Source organism: Stutzerimonas kunmingensis (genome assembly GCF_021432085.1).
GTDB lineage: Bacteria > Pseudomonadota > Gammaproteobacteria > Pseudomonadales > Pseudomonadaceae > Stutzerimonas.
The window spans coordinates 1,300,721-1,318,758 of sequence record NZ_CP090366.1 but is presented as its reverse complement, the minus strand read 5'-3'; the positions used below and the strand labels follow the sequence as shown (position 1 = coordinate 1,318,758).

The window sequence follows — 18,038 nt, the reverse complement described above, 5'->3', positions numbered from 1 at the left end:
AGTTATTGTTTTTTATTACTTTTACTTAAACGAAAGGTAAGATGCCGGCCCGCGCATGGATGCGACACTCGTTCAGTTGTCGAGAATTCCATGCGCCGCCTCAGTCTCTTTCTGCTTGCCCTGTTCTGCTGCACCAACACTTACGCCGATGCGCCTCGCACCTTCCGCGAAGCGAAGAAGGTCGCCTGGACGCTCTATGCCGACCGACCGGTGGACTTCTACTGCGGCTGCAGCTTCAAGGGCAATCGCATCGACCTGCGCAGCTGCGGGTATGTCCCGCGCAAGCAGCCCAAGCGCGCTCAACGGGTGGAGTGGGAGCATATCGTCCCGGCCTGGGTCATCGGCCATCAGCGTCAGTGCTGGCAACAGGGCGGGCGCAAGCAGTGCACCGCCAAAGACCCCATCTTCAGCCTGGCCGAGGCCGACCTGCACAACCTGGTTCCGGTGGTCGGCGAGGTGAACGGCGACCGCAGCAACTTCGGCTTCGGCATGCTCAGCGAAAAGCCCACCCAGTACGGTGCCTGCCCCTTCGTGGTGAACTTCAAGCAGCGCACGGCCATGCCACCCGAGTACAGCCGCGGTGCCATCGCCCGCACCTATCTGTACATGAGCGAGCGCTACAAACTGCGCCTGTCGAAACAGGACCGGCGCCTGTACGACATCTGGAACCGCCAGCATCCGGTCAGCGAATGGGAGCGCACGCGCAACCAGCGCATCGCCTGCGTGCAGGGCAATGCCAATGCCTATGTCGGTGCCGTCGACCTGCGGCGCTGCAATCGTTCGCTCTCCCGCTCGGCAGCGGCGGCCGCCCGCCAGGGTTGAGGCGCCCTGACCCTGCGTCCGGTTGCAGGCCGACTGGCTCCCCGGCATGCTGCCGGCTGGATCGATCACGACGGCTAACTCGATGCAGGACAGAACACTCTATTCAACGCTGGGGTTGGTAGTGCTGCTGGCGCTGGCTTGCTCCGCGATCGCTCCGTATGACCGTGCCACCTGGTTGCTGGAAGTCGCTCCGGTACTGATCGCTGCGCCCCTGCTGCTGTGGAGCCACCAGCGCCTGCCGCTGACGCGACTGCTCTACGTGGTGATCGCCGTTCATGCGCTGATCCTGATCCTCGGTGGCACCTACACCTACGCGCGGGTACCACCGGGATTCTGGGTGCAGGAATGGTTCGACCTCAGCCGCAACCCCTATGACAAGCTCGGCCATTTCATTCAGGGTGTGACGCCCGCGCTGCTGGCGCGGGAGATCCTGCTCCGCCTGCGCTTCGTCGCGCCAGGAAAGATGCTCGGCTTTCTCGCACTTTGTGTCGCGTTGGCCTTCAGCGCCTTCTATGAGCTCATCGAATGGTGGGTGGCGCTTATCGCCGGGCAGGGCGCGGAGGATTTTCTCGGCACCCAGGGCGATCCATGGGATACCCAATCGGACATGTTCATGGCAATGCTCGGCGCTCTACTGTCCGTCACCCTCATGGCGCGCCTGCAGGATCGTCAGATCCGCGGCATGAGTCGCGCAGACGCGACGGCGTAGCCCAATGCTCTATCGAGTTGGCGCGGACGCCGTGTTGCTCCTGCACCTCGGGTTCATTCTCTTCGTGCTGTTTGGCGGCTTGCTGGTCGCATGGAAACGCGGCTTCGTGTTGCTGCACATTCCGGCGATCGTCTGGGGCGTTTTCGTCGAGCTGACCGGGAGGCCGTGTCCGCTGACGTACTGGGAGAATCTGCTGCGACGGCTGGCGGGTGACGCGGGGTATGAGGCGGGCTTTATCGAGCACTACCTGCTGCCATTGATCTACCCGGCCTGGCTGAGCATACCGGTGCAATATGTGCTGGCGGCAATAGTGCTGCTGGTCAATCTGCTGATCTATGGCTGGCTGTTGTGGCGTCGACGGCGCCACAGCACAACGCACTAACCAGCGGGTGCCCGGCCGCCAGGGTGGGAGCCTCCCCACAACAGCCGTTCACGCTCCCCGCCGTTAGCGCAGCACCTCGCGCTGCCTCGCCTTAGTGCAGCAGGCTATCGCCCGAGGTCCGGGCCTAGGGTTTGAGCTCGAACTGATCGCCATCGTGGTAGGCCGGGAAGCGCTCGCGGAACGCCGCCAGATCGCGTGAGCGCAGCGTGCAGCGCAACACGGCATCACGCTCTTCGCCGTTCAGCAGCGTGTCACCCTTGAAGTCGAGCACCTGGCTGTCGCCACTATAGGGATAGCCCTTGCCGTCTTCGCCGACTCGGTTGACCGCCGCGACATAGCACAGATTCTCGATGGCCCGCGCCGGCAGCAGGCGATTCCAGGCATCGCGGCGCGCGGCTGGCCAGTTCGCCGTGTAGAGCAGCAGGTCAGTGCCGTGTGGATCGCGGCTCCACACCGGGAAGCGCAGGTCGTAGCAAATCAGCGGGCGCACGCGCCAACCGTTCACCTCGAACAGCGCCTGCTGCTGCCCTGGCGTGTAGTGCTTGTGCTCACCCGCCATGCGGAACAGATGACGCTTGTCGTAGTGCAGCACCTCACCATCCGGGCGCGCCCAGAGCAGTCGGTTGCGGTGACTTCCGTCGGCCGCCTCGATGATCACGCTGCCGGTGATCACCGTATCCAGTCGCGCGGCCTGAGCGCGAAGCCAGGCGTAGGTCGGCCCCTCTTCCGGCTCGGCCAGCGCGGCCGAATCCATGGAAAAACCGGTGGTGAACATCTCCGGCAGGACGATCAGGTCCGCACCGCTGGCCTGATCCAGCAGTACGGCGAAGCGCTCGCGGTTGGCCGCAGCGTCCTGCCAGATCAGGCTGGTTTGCACCAGCGCCAGTTCGAGGTCGGGCAGATTGTTCAGATCGCGCATAGTCTTTCCGCCGCCTGACGCAGCGTCTCCTCTCGTTTGGCGAAGCAGAAGCGCACCAGCCTCAGATCGGCCGGGGGGCTCTGGTAGAAAACCGAAATCGGAATGCTCGCAACCCCGTGCTCGCGGGTCAGCCACTCAGCCATGGCGACGTCATCCAGATCAGGACGGATAGCCGAATAGTCGGCGAGCTGGAAGTAGGTTCCGGTGGCACGGGTAAAGCTGAAGCGCGAGCCCGCCAGCAGGTCACAGAATAGATCGCGCTTGGCCTGATAGAACGCCGGTAGCTCGCTGATGTGCTCGGGATGCTCGGCCATGAAATCGGCCAACGCCCACTGCAGCGGCGTGACACCGGTGAAACTGACGTACTGGTGCACCTTGCGCAGCTCGCTGCTGAGTGCAGGCGGCGCCACCACGTATCCAGTCTTCCAGCCGGTGACATGGTAGGTCTTGCCGAAAGAGCTGACGACGAATGCGCGCTGATAGAGCTCATCGTGGCGCAGCACGCTGGCATGCTCGCGGCCGTCGAACACAAGATGCTCGTAGACCTCGTCGCTGAGCAGATAGATGTCACGCTCGCGGATCAGCGCCGCCAGACGTTCGAGATCATCAGCATCGATCAATGCACCGCTGGGGTTGTGCGGCGTATTCAGCACGATCATCCGCGTGCGCGGGGTAATGGCATCGGCCAGGCGCTGCCAATCGATATGGAAATCCGGCAGGCTCAGTTGCTGGTGAATGCAGACGCCACCAGCCAGCTGCACCGATGGCTCGTAGCTGTCATAGCACGGATCGAAGACGATGACCTCGTCACCCGGCCGGATCACTGCCTGGATCGCACAGAAGATCGCCTGGGTAGCACCCGGGGTAATCGTGACCTCGGTGGCGGCATCCACTTTCCGTCCGTACAGCCCGGCTACCTTCACCGCGACCTGCTCACGCAGGGCCGGCAATCCGGTCATCGGTGCGTACTGGTTGTGTCCCGCCATGACGTGGCGGGCCAGTGCCTCGCGCAGCGCGTCGGGGCCATCGAAATCGGGAAAGCCCTGGGAGAGATTCAGCGCACCGACGTCCGCGGCCAGCTGGGACATGGTGGTGAAGATGGTCGTGCCAACGTTGGGCAGTTTACTGATGAGCATGTCAGCCTTCCGACAAGCCTGCCGCACGGGGGTTCGGCAGGAAGGCAAACAGAATAGCCGAACAGCGATGCACGATACGAGGGTGCACGGCGCCTGCCATCGGGCTGCTACAGTGCAGCGAACGAGCACCCTCGCGTATCGACCATAAGGAACCTCGCATGCCCAGTCATTCAGTCAGCCCGCTGTGGAACGAGCTACGCGCCCAGGCGCTTCACGCGCTGGATGCGGAGCCGACCCTGGCCGCGCTATTCCAGCGGGCTATCCTCGAGCATCCCGATTTCGGCTGCGCGCTTGCCCAGCGCATTGGCCATGCGCTGGCGGAAAGCACCGAGCAGAGCCGTACGCTGACTGATCGTTTCGCTGGCATTCACCAACAGGCCGCAGCGCTCGCCGAGGTGGCGTGCGCTGACCTGCAGGCAATCGTCAGCCGCGACCCGGCGTTCGACACCGCGCTGGAAGTGTTCCTGTTCTCCAAGGGTTATCTGGCGTTACAGGCCTATCGTGTCGGGCACCACTTGCATGAACAGGGCGAACGCCTGCTGGCAATGTTCATCCAGGCACGCAGCAATGAACGCCTGGGCATCGACATCAACCCGGCCAGCCGCATCGGCAGCGGCATCATGCTCGATCACGGGACCGGCATTGTCATCGGCGAAACCGCTGTGGTGGGCGATGACGTGTCGATCCTGCAGGGCGTTACCCTGGGCGGTACGGGCAAGGAAGGCGGCGACCGCCATCCGAAGGTACGCAGCGGCGTGATGATCGGCGCTGGAGCGAAGATTCTCGGGAACATCGAGATTGGCGAAGGCGCCAAGGTTGGCGCCGGCAGCATCGTGCTGCATCCCGTTGCGCCGCATACCACGGTGGTTGGCAATCCGGCTCGTCAGGTCGGCACGCCGCGCCACGCACGACCGGCCCTGGATATGGACCAGTCGTTCGACGGAGATCGCTGAGCAGTCAGCGCTTGTCGCGGCGCTTCTTCTCGGCCTTCTTGTGGTGCGACATGAGACGGCGCTTCTTGTTGACCTGGCGGTCGGTAAGCGTGTTTTTCTTGCCCTCGTAAGGGTTTTCTCCGCCCTTGTACTCGATACGGATGGGCGTACCGACCAGCTTCAAGACGCGTCGGTAGGTGTTCTCCAGATAACGGGTGTAGGACTTTGGAATCGAGTCGACCTGGTTGCCATGGATCACGATCAGCGGCGGGTTGGCGCCGCCCAAGTGCGCGTAACGAAGCTTGATCCGGCGGCTGGCAACCATCGGCGGCGCATGCTCGCGAACCGCATCTTCAAGGATCTGCGTCAGACGGCTGGTGGGCCATCGCGTCACGGCTGAAGTGAACGAGGCCTGCACGGACTTGTACAGATTACCGACGCCGGTACCATGCTTGGCGGAGATGAAGTGGATGTCGGCGAACTCGACGAAGAACAACCGGCGCTCCAACTCGGTCTTCACATAGTCGCGCTCACTCGGCTCCATGCCGTCCCACTTGTTCAGTGCGATGACCAACGCCCGACCGCTTTCCAGCACGAAGCCGAGCAGGTTCAGATCGTGTTCGACCACTCCCTCGCGGGCATCCATGACGAAAATCACGACGTTGGAATCCTGGATCGCCTGCAGCGTCTTGACCACCGAGAACTTTTCTACGGCCTCGAAGATCTTGCCGCGACGGCGCACACCGGCCGTGTCGATCAGTGTGTACTTGGCGTCATCACGTTCGAAGGGAATGTAGATGCTGTCGCGGGTTGTACCGGCCTGGTCATAAACGATGACCCGCTCCTCACCGAGCATGCGATTGACCAGCGTCGACTTGCCCACATTGGGCCGGCCGATGATGGCGATCTTGATGCCATCCTTTTCGCTCGGTCCAGGGATGCGCTTGAGCTCTTCTCCTTCGGCAACCGTCTCGCCCTCTTCACCCTCGGCTTCGGCAACTTCGGCGTTGTCCTTGGGGAACATGCCGAGCGCCTGCTCGAGCATATGGGTGATACCACGGCCATGTGCGGCGGCGATCGGAAGGGCGTCGCCCAGGCCCAACGGGCTGAATTCCGCTCGGGCGATATCCGGATCGATGCTGTCGACCTTGTTCGCCACCAGGAAGTGGCGTTTGTTCATCTTGCGCAGGTGCTCGGCAATCATCTGATCGCCAGGCGTCATGCCGGCACGCGCGTCAACCATGAACATCACCGCATCGGCCTCTTGCATGGCTTGCAGGGACTGCTCGGCCATCTTGGCGTCGATGCCCTCCTCATCGCCGGTCAGACCACCAGTGTCGATGACGATGTAGGTGCGGCCCTGCCATTTGGCCTCGCCGTACTGGCGATCTCGGGTCAGACCGGCGTACTCGGCCACGATGGCGTCGCGGCTCTTGGTCAGACGATTGAACAAGGTGGACTTGCCGACGTTCGGGCGGCCCACCAGGGCGATTACGGGAACCATGCGGCTCTCCACTGCGATATTTCAGAAAACACGAAGGCCGCTGCATTGCAGCGGCCGAATATTCAGGGCTCCGCCAGGCGGAGCCGTGGGCGCAACTTGCGGTCAGTCAGCCTGACGGATAGTCAACGCCACCAGCTTGCCGTCATTGCCGAAGGCATACAGCCAGTCGCCCTCGACTACCGGACGGGCGCGGACGCCAGAGCTGTCGATACGCTCGCGAGCGACGAAACGACCATCGACCTGGCTCAGCAGGTGCAGATAGCCTTCGATGTCACCCACCACAACATAGCTGGAAAATACTGCGGGAGCCGAAAGCTGGCGGCGCGCCATGGACTCGTTGCGCCACAGAGCAGTCGTGGAGCGCTCGTCGATCCCCTCGACAGTGCCGTCGGCAAGGCTCAGGTAAACGCTACCGTAGCCGAGAGCAGCACCCGAATAGCTGGACGCATCGCGCTGCCATAGGACACGACCACTTTCCAGTTCCAGTGCCGCGGCACGGCCCTGATAGCTGGTGACGTAGAGCGTGCCACCGGATAGCAGCAGACCACCGTCGATATCGACGACCCGCTCAAGCTCCGAACGTCCTTGCGGAATGGCAACGCGCTGCTCCCAGACCGGAAGCCCACGACGGGTATCCAGTGCGACCACTTTGCCGCTGGACAGGCCGGCAACGGCCAGCTGATTGGTCAGCAGCGGTGCGCCGGTCCCGCGTAGCGTCAGCACCGCAGGAGAGCTCTCGTAGCTCCAGCGCTGCGCGCCGGTATCCATCTCCAGCGCGATCAGCCGATCGTCCTGCGTCTGCACCAGAACGATGTCGCCATTGACGGCCGGGGCAGCCAGCACTTCACTGCTGACCTGACTGCGCCAGCGCTCCTCGCCCGTGCTGACGTCCAGCGCCAGCACTTCACCGCGCAGGGTGCCAACCAGCACCAGGCCGTACCCGGCGCCTACCCCGCCGGAAACCGGCGTATCAAGCTTCTTCTTCCAGTTGACCTTGCCGGTCAGGCGATCCATGGATACCACCAGCCCTTCGACATCGGCGGCGTAAATCTGGTCGCCATACACCACCGGCGTCAGCAGGTTGTAGGTCTTGCCCTGCCCTTCACCGATCGAACGACTCCACTCCTTCTTCAAGGAGATTTCCGCCTCGAACTTGGTCAGCTCCGCCGGTTCCGGCTCTTTAGTGTCCTTGCTGCTACAACCCGCGGCCAGTACGGCCAGGGTCAGCAATGCTGCAGTCTTCCAGCGCATCGTTTACGCCTCCCCTCGGGCCAGATCATCCAGCTTCATTTGCAGACCACCGATGGCCGCATCCTGGGACAGCGACTCTTTCGCCGCGGTGTAGGCCGCATGTGCCTCGTCGCGTCGGCCAAGCTGCACCAGCAGATCGCCGCGCAGTTCCTCGCGACTGGCAGCGAAGGCCTGATCAGCCTTGCCGTCCAGCAGCTTGAGCGCTTCTTCTGCCTTGTCCTGCGCAGCCAGAACGCGTGCCAGACGCTGACGAGCCAGCTCGTCCAGCGTCTTGTCGGCGGGCTTGTCGACCACGGCGCGAAGCTCGCTAGCCGCTTCGTCCAACCGCCCCGACTCGACCGCCACCTTCGCCACGAACAGGCTGCCGTACTGCGCATAATGCGTGCCGGCGAAATCTTTCTTCAGCAGATTGCCCAATCGCGCAACTTCCGCCGCATCGGCTTCACCTTCTTCCAGCGCTGCGCCGAGCAGCTGCTGATAGATCACCGAGGCACCCTGCGCCTGGTTGACCTGATGGTTCTGCCAGAATTGCCAGCCGAACACCAAGACCAGAGCGAGCACAGCCCCAAACAGAAGAGGCTTGCCGTTGCGCTGCCACCAGTCTTTGATCTGCGCCAGTGTTTCTTCTTCGGTACCCGAGGTCACGCTGTCACTCCTTTCATTCGCTTAGTCTCAGACCTGCTCGAGGCAGGCAGCCAGACGCTCGGGCAGAGCATCCCAGGCAATGCTTTGTTGCTCGCTGTCGTCGCGTAGCGGCTTGCAACCTACCACGCGCCCTGCCAGTTCGTCGTCACCTAGGATCAGCGCAAAGCGCGCGCCGCTCTTGTCCGCTTTCTTGAACTGACTCTTGAAACTGCCGCCACCGGCGTTCACCAGCAGGCGCAGCCCTGGCAGCATATCGCGCAGGCGCTCGGCCAGAGCCAGTGCTGCCAGCTCAGCAGGCTCACCGAATGCGCAGATATAGGCATGCGGCGCCGGGCTCAGGGCGTCCGGCACCAGACCAAGGGTTTCCAGCAGCAGCACCAGGCGCTCGACGCCCATGGCGAAGCCGACACCCGGGGTAGGCTTACCGCCAAACTGACTGATCAGGCCATCGTAACGGCCGCCAGCGCAGACGGTGCCCTGCGAGCCCAGTTTGTCGGTAACCCACTCGAACACGGTTCGACCGTAGTAATCCAGACCACGCACCAGCTTCGGGTTGATTTCGTAGGCGATGCCGACTGCATCGAGGCGCGCCTTCAGGCCTTCGAAATGCACGCGCGACTCATCGTCGAGGTAGTCATGCAGCGTCGGTGCATCGGCCAGCAGCGCCTGAGTCTGGGCATTCTTGCTGTCGAGAATACGCAGCGGATTGGTCGTCAGGCGCCGCTGGCTGTCCTCGTCGAGCTGATCGAAACGCTGCTGCAGGTAGGCCACCAGCGCATCGCGGTAGCGCGCACGTGCTTCGCTGGAGCCCAGGCTGTTGAGCTGCAGCGTTACAGCGTCGGCCAGGCCGAGCTGCTTCCACAGGCGCGCCGTCATCACGATCAGCTCGGCGTCGACATCAGGCCCAGGCTGGTTGAAGACTTCCACGCCGATCTGGTGGAACTGCCGATAGCGGCCCTTCTGCGGCTTCTCATAACGAAACATCGGCCCGGTGTACCAGAGCTTCTGCACCTGACCGCCACCGGTCATGCCATGCTCGAGCACGGCGCGCACACAGCCGGCAGTGCCTTCAGGACGCAGGGTCAGCGACTCTTCGTTGCGATCGAGGAAGGTGTACATCTCCTTGTCGACCACGTCGGTGCCTTCACCGATGCCGCGAGCGAAGAGGTCGGTGAACTCCAGGATAGGCAGGCGAATCTCGCTGTAGCCGTAGCTGTCGAGCAGTTGCGCGAAGGTGCTTTCCAGATAACGCCAGGTCGGGGTCTGCGCAGGCAGGATGTCGTTCATGCCACGAATGGCTTGCAGGGACTTGCTCAATGGGATTCCTTAAAGATCAGCTGCGCGCGATGACCGCCGCGTCGGCCGCGAGCTTCTCGGCGGCCTTGCGTCGGATGAGCTGCTCCAGCTCATCGACGAGATTTTCGTTGTTCAGTTTTTGCGCCGGCTTGCCGTCGATGTAGACCAGGTTGTTAGGGCTGCCACCGGTCAACCCGACATGGGCCTCCTTCGCCTCTCCTGGACCGTTCACCACGCAACCGATCACGGCAACGTCCATCGGTACCAGCAGGTCTTCCACGCGGGTTTCCAGCTCGTTCATGGTCTTGACCACATCGAAGTTCTGCCGCGAGCAGCTCGGGCAGGCAATGAAGTTGATACCACGTGAACGCAGACGCAGCGACTTGAGGATATCGAAGCCGACCTTGATTTCCTCGACAGGGTCGGCCGCCAGCGACACGCGAATGGTGTCACCGATGCCTTCAGCGAGCAGCATGCCCAGCCCGACCGCGGACTTCACAGTGCCGGAACGCAGTCCACCCGCCTCGGTAATGCCCAGGTGCAGCGGCTGTTCGATCTGCCCGGCCAGCAACCGATAGGCCTCGACCGCCATGAATACATCGGAAGCCTTGACGCTGACCTTGAAGTCCTGGAAGTCCAGGCGATCGAGATGATCGACATGGCGCAGGGCGGACTCCACCAGCGCCTGCGGGGTCGGCTCGCCGTACTTTTTCTGCAGGTCCTTTTCCAGCGAACCGGCATTCACCCCGATGCGGATCGGGATGCCCTTGTCGCGCGCCGCATCGACCACCGCGCGCACGCGATCTTCGCGACCGATATTGCCCGGATTGATGCGCAGGCAATCAACGCCGAGCTCGGCCACGCGCAGAGCGATCTGATAATCGAAATGGATGTCGGCCACCAACGGCAACTGCACCAGTTGCTTGATGCGCCCAAAGGCCTCGGCAGCCTCCATGGAAGGCACTGAAACCCTGACGATATCGGCGCCTGCATTGGCCAGGCGCTGGATCTGCGCAACCGTCGCCTCGACATCACAGGTCTCGGTATTGGTCATGCTCTGTACGGAAATCGGCGCATCACCACCGACCGGCACATTGCCCACCCAGATCTTGCGGGATTGGCGACGCTTGATAGGAGATTCGGAATGCATGGTCAGCTTACTGTCCGAGCTTGAGGCGCGCTGTCTCGCCGCGCATATGAGAGGCGAGGTTCACAGCTTCGCCGTTGTAACTGAGTTGGGCGCCGCGAGCGTAGCCCAGATGTACGTCCAATGGTGCCTTGCCGCTGACCGCCCTGCTGGTCCCGGCCTTGGCCAGCGCGCTGAACAGTACTCGTCCGTCGGCATCGCTGACTCGCGTCCAGCAATCGGCGGTGAAACTCAGCTCCAGCTGCGCCTCGCCGGCTACTGGCGGGGCGGTGTCGTTCGAGGCACTCGTGGGAGCCTGGGAGGCCGTTGCGTCAGCGCTTTGCGTGGGGCTGTCAGGCAGCGTCAGCGGCAGAGACTCCGCGGCCTCGCCCGCCGGCTCGGTGATGGTGCCCTGCACATCAGTGGTGGCTGGCGCCTGTTGCTCAGACTCGATCGCTTCACTCTCGTTCGAATCGGCTAGCGGTGCTGTTTGCTCGACTGGCTGTTCGCTCTGCTGCTCGGCACCCTCGTCAGCGCGATCAAGCAGATGGATCTCGGTGGTTCCATCCGCGCCTTCCACTTCGATTCGCTCCAGCGCCGACACCGGTGGCGTCGTGGCCTCTCGAGCCATGCGTTCCTGCCACCAATACCAGGCGACTGCAGCCAGGAGCAGCAACAAGGCAAAGCCGAAGAAACGCATGAAGCTTCGCGACAGACGGCCGGGCTCTTCGATGCGCCCCAGGCTGTTGACGTTGCTTCCAGAAGCGTTGGTACCGGTGTGCAGGTCGAACTCCTGAACCAGGCGATTCTGATCCAACCCCAGCAACTTGGCATAGGCACGAACGTAACCCCGGGCAAAGGTGTGCCCTGGCAACTGACTGAAATCGCCGGCCTCGATGCGAGCCAGCGAGCGCTCGGTGAGATTCAGCTGCTGTGCAACTGCAGACAGCGGCCAGCCCTTGTCTTCGCGAGCTATACGCAGCGTCTCGCCGGGGTTGTTGCCCATCGGTGCAGCGGATTCTTGGTGCGGCGCGGTCATCGTTGCTCCGAAAGATATTGCTTGTATTCATCCGTACCGGGATACAGCCGCCTCAGCTGCAACGCGAGGCTTGCAGCAGTGTCGCGGTCCTGATGGATGTTGGCCAGACGGATACCGAGCAGCAGACTCCGTGCGTTCTGCTCGGCCAGTTGGCTGAAGCTATCGTAGTAACGCTTGGCTGGAACGTATTGCTTGTCCTCGAAGGCCATGAGTGCAAGCTCGAGCAACGCGCGGGGCTGGCGACTGTCGAGGCGCAGCGAGCGGGTGAAATGGAGTTCGGCCTCTTCACGCTGGCCCAACTGCAGTGCAGTCATACCCAGATTCTGAAAGACCCGAGCCCGCTCGGAATACATGTTGTCTTCGGAAGCCTGACGGAAACGCTCCATGGCTTCGGGGTAGCGCTTCTGCTCGAACAGAAAGCTGCCGTAGTTGTTGAGTATGCGGGCGTCCTTGCGACTGGAGAGCGCTTCACGGTAGTGCTTGTCGGCCAGGTCGTTTTCCATTTCGGTCTGGAATACCAAAGCCAGGGCGGCGTGTGCATCGGCGCTGTTCGGATCAATTTCGAGAGCCTTGCGCAGTGGCGTCTTGGCGCGCGCGGCGGCGCCCTGCTGCAGGTAGCCGATCCCCAATTGAATATAGGCGTCGCGGGCCTGCTGGCGACCTTCGTCGGTTCTCAGCGGATCAGTGGATCCAGAAGACACACAACCGGCCAACAGGCCGGTCAGTAGAAGCAGCAGCGCAGCGCGCAAAATCATCAGCATCCCCCTCAGGATCGGTTCGAAGCAGTTTGCGCCGCACCTGGCTCGCTCTGTAGCTCACGCACAGCGATGTATCTCTCGCTTCGACGCGTCCGGTCCAGCACCTGGCCGACGAGCTGACCGCAAGCCGCGTCGATGTCTTCGCCGCGGGTGGTACGCACCGTTACATTGTGCCCACCTTTGTGCAGGATGTCCTGAAAACGGCGGATGGCATTGTTGCTCGGCCGCTCATATCCGGAGTGAGGGAACGGATTGAACGGGATCAGATTGATCTTGCACGGGATATCCGCCAGCAACGTGATCATCTGCTCGGCATGTTCGGGCTGATCGTTGATGCCCTTGAGCAGGGTGTACTCGATGGTCAGCACGCGCTTCTCGCCAAGCCTCGAGATATAGCCCTTGCATGCCGCCAGCAGCATGTCCAGCGGGTACTTCTTGTTGATCGGCACCAACTGATCGCGCAACGCATCGTTGGGTGCGTGCAGCGACAATGCCAGAGAAACGTCGATGACCTTGGCCAGCTCGTCGATCATCGGCACGACGCCGGAGGTCGAGAGCGTCACCTTGCGCTTGGAAATCCCGTAACCAAGGTCGTCCATCATGATGTGCATGGCAGCGACGACGTTGTCGAAATTCAGTAACGGCTCGCCCATCCCCATCATCACCACGTTGGTGATCGCGCGATCGATTTTCGCCGGGATGGAGCCGAATGATTTGTTAGCAATCCAGACCTGACCGATCACCTCGGCCGCTGTCAGGTTGCTGTTGAAGCCCTGCTTGCCGGTGGAACAGAAACTGCAATCCAGCGCACATCCGGCCTGCGAGGACACGCACAGCGTTCCACGTCCGCCCTGGGGGATGTACACAGTTTCCACACAGCTGCCCGAGGCGACACGCACGACCCATTTGCGGGTGCCGTCGCTGGAGATGTCTTCACTGACGACCTCCGGGCCGCGAATCTCGGCGCAGGCCTTGAGCTTTTCGCGCAAGGCCTTGCCGAGATTGCTCATGGCGTCGAAATCATCGACACCAAAATGGTGAATCCACTTCATCACCTGACCGGCGCGAAAACGCTTCTCCCCGATGGACTCGAAGAAGCTCTCCAGTTGCGACTGGGTAAGCCCGAGCAGATTCACTTTACCGGTCGTGGCAATCATTGAATTCACCTTCGCTCAATCAGCGAATGCGTGCGCACACTTCGGTGGCAGCAAAGAAGTAAGCGATTTCACGAGCAGCGGAAGCTTCCGAATCGGAACCGTGCACGGCGTTCTCGTCGATGGAAACGGCGAAATCAGCGCGGATGGTGCCGGCAGCAGCTTCTTTCGGGTTGGTGGCGCCCATCAGCTCACGGTTCTTGGCGATGGCGTCTTCGCCTTCCAGAACCTGAACGATGACTGGACCGGAAGTCATGAAAGCAACCAGATCCTTGAAGAAGCCACGCTCGCTGTGCTCGGCGTAGAAGCCAGCCGCTTCGCGCTCGGACAGCTGAACCATCTTGGAAGCGACGACGCGCAGGCCGGCCTTCTCGAAACGGGTAGTGATTTCGCCGATGACGTTCTTGGCGACAGCGTCGGGCTTGATGATGGAGAAGGTGCGTTGCAGGGCCATGTAGGACTCCAAAACTGATGGGTTAAAGCGAACGAGTAAACCCGCGGATTATACGCGGGTTCATGTCAAAAAACATAAGGGTAGAGGGTAGAAGCCCGGATGGCGCCAGGGACCGCCGAACGGTCCCGAAACACCCAACCGGAGGAAAACGAAAACTTCGAAACCGCTCTATTCGGCCTCTTCGATCCAGGCCGACTGGATGGCTTCGAGCACTTTCTCGCCGCCCCGACCGGGCTCATCGGCGAAGCCCGGAAGCTCCACCACCCAGCGATGCAGATCAAGGAAATTCACATAGCGCGGATCTACATCGGTCTTGCGCTCGGCCAGCTCGATGGCGATTTCCTGCACGTCACTCCATTTCAGCTGCATGACGCCCACCCTCAGTGCCCTTCGGAAACCTGATTGATTGTGTACTTCGGAATCTCCACGACGAGATCGGCATCAGCCACCACTGCCTGGCAGGACAGCCGGGAATTGGGCTCAAGCCCCCACGCCTTGTCGAGCATGTCGTCCTCCAGCTCATCGGAAGCTTCCAGTGACTGGAAGCCTTCGCGAACCACAACGTGGCAGGTGGTGCAGGCACAGGATTTTTCGCATGCATGCTCGATGTCGATGCCATTGCGCAGCGCGGCGTCCAGCACCGTCTCGCCGGTCTGCGCCTCGATAACGGCGCCTTCAGGGCAATGGTCGGCATTGGGCAGGAAAATGATCTGCGGCATCTGGGTCAATCCTCGATATCGTTTAGCCGCCGCCCGGCCAGCGCGGCCTTGACGGTCGAATCCAGCCGGCGCGCAGCAAAGGCGTCGGTGATCTGGCTCAGGCGCTTGGTCTGGCGCTCGATGGCCAGCACATCCTGGCTGTCCAGCAATCCGCGCAACTCGGCGACCTGGGAGTCGATCGCCACGCGCTCTTCAGCAGACAGCAAGCGCTCGCCATCGACGGCCAGCGCAGCCTCGACCGCCTCGAGCAGGCGCTGGGCATCAACCAGCTGCTCACGCAACGCCCGGGCGTCACGGTCCTCGTCCGCCTTGCGGAAAGAGTCCTCCAGCATCCTGGCGATTTCGCCATCGGTGAGGCCATAGGAAGGCTTGACCTGAATACTCGCCTCCACGCCGGATGCCAACTCACGCGCGGACACGCTGAGCAAGCCATCAGCATCGACCTGGAAGGTGACGCGAATCTTTGCCGCCCCGGCGACCATCGGCGGAATACCGCGCAGCTCGAATCGAGCCAGCGAACGGCAGTCGGAGATCAGCTCGCGCTCGCCCTGCAGCACATGAATCATCATGGCCGACTGGCCATCTTTGTAGGTGGTGAAGTCCTGCGCGCGCGCCACCGGAATCGTGGTGTTGCGCGGAATGATCTTCTCCATCAGCCCGCCCATGGTCTCCAGCCCGAGGGACAGCGGGATCACATCGAGCAGCAACAGCTCTTCCCCATCGCGATTATTGCCAGCCAAGGTTTCAGCCTGAATCGCCGCGCCAATGGCCACAACCTCATCAGGGTCTATGTCGGTCAGTGGCTCGCGACCGAACAGCTGCCCAACTGCCGAGCGCACTCTTGGCACTCGGGTCGAACCGCCGACCATGACCACTGCGGTAATCTCCTCAAGCTCCACACCCGAGTCCCGCACAGCACGCCGGCAGGACTTGAGACTGCGCGCAATCATCGGCTCGATCAGCGCATCGAAGGTCTCGCGTTGCAGCTCGCCTGACCAGCCGGCATACGCGACATCCACCGCATCCACATCACTCAGATGCTCCTTGGCATCGCAGGCAATCTTCAGCAATTCACGCTGCGCGCCCGGCTCGAGATCGTCGGACACACCGGCACGCTCGAGAATCCAGTCCGCTACGGCATGGTCGAAATCATCACCACCCAGAGCCGTGTCGCCACCAGTGGCCAACACCTCGAAAACGCCCTTGGTCAGGCGAAGAATCGAAATATCGAAGGTACCACCTCCGAGATCGTAGATCGCGACGACGCCTTCGGCATGACGATCCAGACCATAGGCGACGGCGGCCGCGGTCGGCTCGTTGAGCAGGCGCAGCACGCTGAGCCCAGCGAGCCGCGCGGCGTCCTTGGTCGCCTGACGCTGGGCATCGTCGAAATAGGCAGGAACGGTAATCACCGCACCGACCAGTTCACCGCCCAGGGTCGCCTCGGCACGCTGACGGAGTGCGCGCAGGATCTCAGCCGAGACTTCCACAGGGCTCTTGGCGCCCTGAACGGTCTCGATGAACGGCATTTGCGACTCAGCCTGACGGAAGCGGTACGGCAGCTGTTCGCCCAACTGCTTCACATCGGCCAGCCCACGACCCATCAGCCGTTTGACCGAACTGATGGTGTTGAACGGATCGGTGGCCGCGGCAAGTTTGGCTTGTGCGCCAACCTCAATGCGGTCAGCGTGATAGCGCACCACCGACGGCAGGATCACTTGCCCATCAGCATCGGCCAACGGCGCAGTGACACCACTGCGCAGGGCAGCTACGAGGGAGTTGGTGGTCCCCAAGTCTATTCCGACAGCCAGGCGCCGCTGATGGGGCTGGGGGGTTTGTCCGGGCTCGGCAATCTGAAGTAAGGCCATGTCTGTCTGATATCGGGCGCAACGCCGGGCGCTGCGCGGGGTTAATCGTCGAGGCGCTCTTCGAGTTGGCGCACTTCCTGGGTCAGCTTGTCGAGAAACTGCATGCGTCGAACCAGACGCTCAGCATCGGCACGCCGCTCAGAATCCTGCCAGATGCGGGCGAAATCATCGTTAAGCCCCTGCTGCGCCTGCTTCAGGCGCGACTTGAACGCCGCTACGCCATCCAGATCGGCCTGCTCATGGAGCTCTTCAAGCTCCTCGCGCCAATGCATCTGCTGCATGAGGAACGCGGGATCCTGAACAGTCGCTTCCAGTGGAACCTCATGCCCCTCGATGGCCAACAGATACCTTGCCCGGCGGCTCGGACTCTTGAGCGTCAGGTAGGCCTCATTGAGGTTGGCGGAGCGCTCAAGGGCCTGACGCTGCTCGCTTTCGCCAGCGTCGGCAAAGCGATCAGGGTGAACCTGGCGAGCAAGCTCTCGATAGCGATCGGCAAGAGACGCGAGATCCAGCTCGAACTCGGGCTTCAACTCGAACAATGCAAAATGACAGGGAGTACCCACGGCGTCCTCAGATATTGAAGCTCTCGCCGCAGCCACACTCGCCACGAACGTTCGGGTTATTGAACTTGAAGCCCTCGTTGAGCCCTTCGCGAACGAAGTCGAGTTCCGTGCCGTCGAGGTATACCAAGCTCTTGGGATCAATGATCACCTTGACCCCATGACTCTCGAACACCGAGTCTTCGGCTGCCGTTTCGTCGACGAACTCAAGTACGTACGCCAAGCCGGAACAGCCGGTCGTACGCACCCCGAGTCGCACACCTACACCCTTGCCTCGCCCGTCCAGCGAACGGCGAACGTGCTGGGCTGCAGCGGGCGTCATGGTGATAGCCATCGCAACCTCCCTATTTAAAGCAGACCTTTCTTTTCGCGGTAATCACGCACAGCCGCCTTGATCGCATCTTCGGCGAGCACGGAGCAGTGAATCTTCACCGGCGGCAGCGCCAGCTCTTCAGCCAGCTGCGTGTTCTTGATGGTTTCCGCTTCTTCCAGGGTCTTGCCCTTCATCCACTCGGTAGCAAGCGAGCTGGACGCGATGGCGGAGCCGCAACCATAGGTCTTGAACTTGGCATCTTCGATGACGCCCTGCTCGTTGACCTTGATCTGCAAACGCATCACGTCGCCACATGCCGGCGCACCTACCATGCCGGTACCGATGCTCGGGTCTTCAGCGTCGAACTTGCCGACGTTGCGCGGGTTTTCGTAGTGGTCGATGACCTTATCGCTGTATGCCATGGTGCAATCCTCTTAGATCAGGCTGTGCG

Annotated in this window: 21 protein-coding genes; 4 read left to right on the top strand and 17 right to left on the bottom strand. The window is 62.0% G+C overall.

Annotation, left to right across the window (positions count from 1 at the left end; translation table 11 throughout):
• Positions 1-90 precede the first annotated feature (90 nt).
• From LW136_RS06095 to LW136_RS06085, 3 genes are all read left to right on the top strand, one after another.
• Positions 91-822 (top strand): endonuclease, encoded by a 732-nt coding sequence (locus LW136_RS06095; RefSeq protein ID WP_041013204.1) that lies wholly within the window; start codon positions 91-93, stop codon positions 820-822.
• A gap of 82 nt (positions 823-904) precedes the next feature.
• Positions 905-1,531, top strand: coding sequence for a DUF2238 domain-containing protein (locus tag LW136_RS06090; protein ID WP_014819478.1), 627 nt, complete (start codon positions 905-907; stop codon positions 1,529-1,531).
• Between the two features lie 4 nt (positions 1,532-1,535).
• The gene (locus LW136_RS06085) at positions 1,536-1,913 is read left to right on the top strand and encodes a DUF2784 domain-containing protein (RefSeq protein WP_014819477.1); all 378 of its coding nucleotides are present in this window, start codon (positions 1,536-1,538) and stop codon (positions 1,911-1,913) included.
• A gap of 124 nt (positions 1,914-2,037) precedes the next feature.
• On the opposite strand, the gene LW136_RS06080 is transcribed toward LW136_RS06085, so the two are convergent.
• The gene (locus tag LW136_RS06080; protein WP_041013203.1) at positions 2,038-2,832 is read right to left on the bottom strand and encodes an amidohydrolase; all 795 of its coding nucleotides are present in this window, start codon (positions 2,830-2,832) and stop codon (positions 2,038-2,040) included.
• Positions 2,820-3,968 carry a pyridoxal phosphate-dependent aminotransferase gene (locus LW136_RS06075; protein ID WP_041013202.1) on the bottom strand — a complete coding sequence of 383 codons (1,149 nt, stop codon included), beginning with the start codon at positions 3,966-3,968 and terminating at the stop codon, positions 2,820-2,822. The genes LW136_RS06080 and LW136_RS06075 overlap by 13 nt, the downstream gene beginning before the upstream one ends.
• A gap of 158 nt (positions 3,969-4,126) precedes the next feature.
• On the opposite strand from LW136_RS06075, the gene cysE reads away from it, so the two are divergent.
• On the top strand, positions 4,127-4,921 hold the full coding sequence (gene cysE, locus LW136_RS06070) for a serine O-acetyltransferase (protein WP_041013201.1): 795 nt from the start codon (positions 4,127-4,129) through the stop codon (positions 4,919-4,921).
• A 4-nt stretch (positions 4,922-4,925) separates the two neighbouring features.
• On the opposite strand, the gene der is transcribed toward cysE, so the two are convergent.
• From der to iscU, 15 genes are all read right to left on the bottom strand, one after another.
• Positions 4,926-6,404: a ribosome biogenesis GTPase Der gene (gene der, locus LW136_RS06065; RefSeq protein WP_014819473.1), complete on the bottom strand. Its 1,479-nt coding sequence runs from the start codon at positions 6,402-6,404 to the stop codon at positions 4,926-4,928.
• 102 nt (positions 6,405-6,506) lie between these two features.
• Positions 6,507-7,655, bottom strand: a complete 1,149-nt coding sequence (gene bamB, locus LW136_RS06060) for an outer membrane protein assembly factor BamB (protein WP_041013200.1) — start codon at positions 7,653-7,655, stop codon at positions 6,507-6,509.
• A 3-nt stretch (positions 7,656-7,658) separates the two neighbouring features.
• A complete protein-coding gene (locus LW136_RS06055; RefSeq protein WP_014819471.1) occupies positions 7,659-8,300 on the bottom strand; it encodes a tetratricopeptide repeat protein in 642 nt (213 codons plus the stop codon).
• Between the two features lie 27 nt (positions 8,301-8,327).
• Positions 8,328-9,617, bottom strand: coding sequence for a histidine--tRNA ligase (gene hisS, locus LW136_RS06050; RefSeq protein WP_023446543.1), 1,290 nt, complete (start codon positions 9,615-9,617; stop codon positions 8,328-8,330).
• A gap of 16 nt (positions 9,618-9,633) precedes the next feature.
• Positions 9,634-10,746 (bottom strand): flavodoxin-dependent (E)-4-hydroxy-3-methylbut-2-enyl-diphosphate synthase, encoded by a 1,113-nt coding sequence (ispG, locus tag LW136_RS06045; protein WP_003298158.1) that lies wholly within the window; start codon positions 10,744-10,746, stop codon positions 9,634-9,636.
• Positions 10,747-10,753: 7 nt separating this feature from the next.
• Positions 10,754-11,761: a RodZ domain-containing protein gene (locus LW136_RS06040; RefSeq protein ID WP_041013199.1), complete on the bottom strand. Its 1,008-nt coding sequence runs from the start codon at positions 11,759-11,761 to the stop codon at positions 10,754-10,756.
• Positions 11,758-12,516 carry a type IV pilus biogenesis/stability protein PilW gene (gene pilW, locus LW136_RS06035; protein ID WP_014819467.1) on the bottom strand — a complete coding sequence of 253 codons (759 nt, stop codon included), beginning with the start codon at positions 12,514-12,516 and terminating at the stop codon, positions 11,758-11,760. The genes LW136_RS06040 and pilW overlap by 4 nt, the downstream gene beginning before the upstream one ends.
• An 11-nt stretch (positions 12,517-12,527) precedes the next feature.
• Positions 12,528-13,676 carry a dual-specificity RNA methyltransferase RlmN gene (gene rlmN, locus LW136_RS06030; protein WP_014819466.1) on the bottom strand — a complete coding sequence of 383 codons (1,149 nt, stop codon included), beginning with the start codon at positions 13,674-13,676 and terminating at the stop codon, positions 12,528-12,530.
• Between the two features lie 19 nt (positions 13,677-13,695).
• A complete protein-coding gene (ndk, locus tag LW136_RS06025; RefSeq protein WP_003284654.1) occupies positions 13,696-14,127 on the bottom strand; it encodes a nucleoside-diphosphate kinase in 432 nt (143 codons plus the stop codon).
• Between the two features lie 168 nt (positions 14,128-14,295).
• Positions 14,296-14,496, bottom strand: coding sequence for a Fe-S cluster assembly protein IscX (gene iscX, locus LW136_RS06020; protein ID WP_041013198.1), 201 nt, complete (start codon positions 14,494-14,496; stop codon positions 14,296-14,298).
• A gap of 11 nt (positions 14,497-14,507) precedes the next feature.
• Positions 14,508-14,846 (bottom strand): ISC system 2Fe-2S type ferredoxin, encoded by a 339-nt coding sequence (fdx, locus tag LW136_RS06015; protein ID WP_003298166.1) that lies wholly within the window; start codon positions 14,844-14,846, stop codon positions 14,508-14,510.
• Between the two features lie 5 nt (positions 14,847-14,851).
• Positions 14,852-16,714, bottom strand: coding sequence for a Fe-S protein assembly chaperone HscA (gene hscA / locus LW136_RS06010; RefSeq protein WP_041013197.1), 1,863 nt, complete (start codon positions 16,712-16,714; stop codon positions 14,852-14,854).
• 41 nt (positions 16,715-16,755) lie between these two features.
• Positions 16,756-17,277, bottom strand: coding sequence for a co-chaperone HscB (hscB, locus tag LW136_RS06005; RefSeq protein ID WP_041013196.1), 522 nt, complete (start codon positions 17,275-17,277; stop codon positions 16,756-16,758).
• A gap of 7 nt (positions 17,278-17,284) precedes the next feature.
• A complete protein-coding gene (iscA, locus tag LW136_RS06000) occupies positions 17,285-17,608 on the bottom strand; it encodes an iron-sulfur cluster assembly protein IscA (protein WP_003298170.1) in 324 nt (107 codons plus the stop codon).
• A gap of 14 nt (positions 17,609-17,622) precedes the next feature.
• Positions 17,623-18,009, bottom strand: a complete 387-nt coding sequence (iscU, locus tag LW136_RS05995) for a Fe-S cluster assembly scaffold IscU (RefSeq protein WP_003284664.1) — start codon at positions 18,007-18,009, stop codon at positions 17,623-17,625.
• Positions 18,010-18,038: the final 29 nt, after the last annotated feature.

What these genes read in the sequence shown, in the direction of transcription:
- hscA (WP_041013197.1), bottom strand. Translation starts at nt 16,714, where the DNA reads ATGGCCTTACTTCAGATTGCCGAGCCCGGACAAACCCCCCAGCCCCAT.
- der (WP_014819473.1), bottom strand. Translation starts at nt 6,404, where the DNA reads ATGGTTCCCGTAATCGCCCTGGTGGGCCGCCCGAACGTCGGCAAGTCC.
- fdx (WP_003298166.1), bottom strand. Translation starts at nt 14,846, where the DNA reads ATGCCGCAGATCATTTTCCTGCCCAATGCCGACCATTGCCCTGAAGGC.
- bamB (WP_041013200.1), bottom strand. Translation starts at nt 7,655, where the DNA reads ATGCGCTGGAAGACTGCAGCATTGCTGACCCTGGCCGTACTGGCCGCG.
- iscU (WP_003284664.1), bottom strand. Translation starts at nt 18,009, where the DNA reads ATGGCATACAGCGATAAGGTCATCGACCACTACGAAAACCCGCGCAAC.
- cysE (WP_041013201.1), top strand. Translation starts at nt 4,127, where the DNA reads ATGCCCAGTCATTCAGTCAGCCCGCTGTGGAACGAGCTACGCGCCCAG.
- iscA (WP_003298170.1), bottom strand. Translation starts at nt 17,608, where the DNA reads ATGGCTATCACCATGACGCCCGCTGCAGCCCAGCACGTTCGCCGTTCG.
- pilW (WP_014819467.1), bottom strand. Translation starts at nt 12,516, where the DNA reads ATGATTTTGCGCGCTGCGCTGCTGCTTCTACTGACCGGCCTGTTGGCC.
- LW136_RS06075 (WP_041013202.1), bottom strand. Translation starts at nt 3,968, where the DNA reads ATGCTCATCAGTAAACTGCCCAACGTTGGCACGACCATCTTCACCACC.
- rlmN (WP_014819466.1), bottom strand. Translation starts at nt 13,676, where the DNA reads ATGATTGCCACGACCGGTAAAGTGAATCTGCTCGGGCTTACCCAGTCG.
- ispG (WP_003298158.1), bottom strand. Translation starts at nt 10,746, where the DNA reads ATGCATTCCGAATCTCCTATCAAGCGTCGCCAATCCCGCAAGATCTGG.
- LW136_RS06095 (WP_041013204.1), top strand. Translation starts at nt 91, where the DNA reads ATGCGCCGCCTCAGTCTCTTTCTGCTTGCCCTGTTCTGCTGCACCAAC.
- LW136_RS06080 (WP_041013203.1), bottom strand. Translation starts at nt 2,832, where the DNA reads ATGCGCGATCTGAACAATCTGCCCGACCTCGAACTGGCGCTGGTGCAA.
- LW136_RS06085 (WP_014819477.1), top strand. Translation starts at nt 1,536, where the DNA reads ATGCTCTATCGAGTTGGCGCGGACGCCGTGTTGCTCCTGCACCTCGGG.
- LW136_RS06040 (WP_041013199.1), bottom strand. Translation starts at nt 11,761, where the DNA reads ATGACCGCGCCGCACCAAGAATCCGCTGCACCGATGGGCAACAACCCC.
- LW136_RS06090 (WP_014819478.1), top strand. Translation starts at nt 905, where the DNA reads ATGCAGGACAGAACACTCTATTCAACGCTGGGGTTGGTAGTGCTGCTG.
- ndk (WP_003284654.1), bottom strand. Translation starts at nt 14,127, where the DNA reads ATGGCCCTGCAACGCACCTTCTCCATCATCAAGCCCGACGCTGTCGCC.
- iscX (WP_041013198.1), bottom strand. Translation starts at nt 14,496, where the DNA reads ATGCAGCTGAAATGGAGTGACGTGCAGGAAATCGCCATCGAGCTGGCC.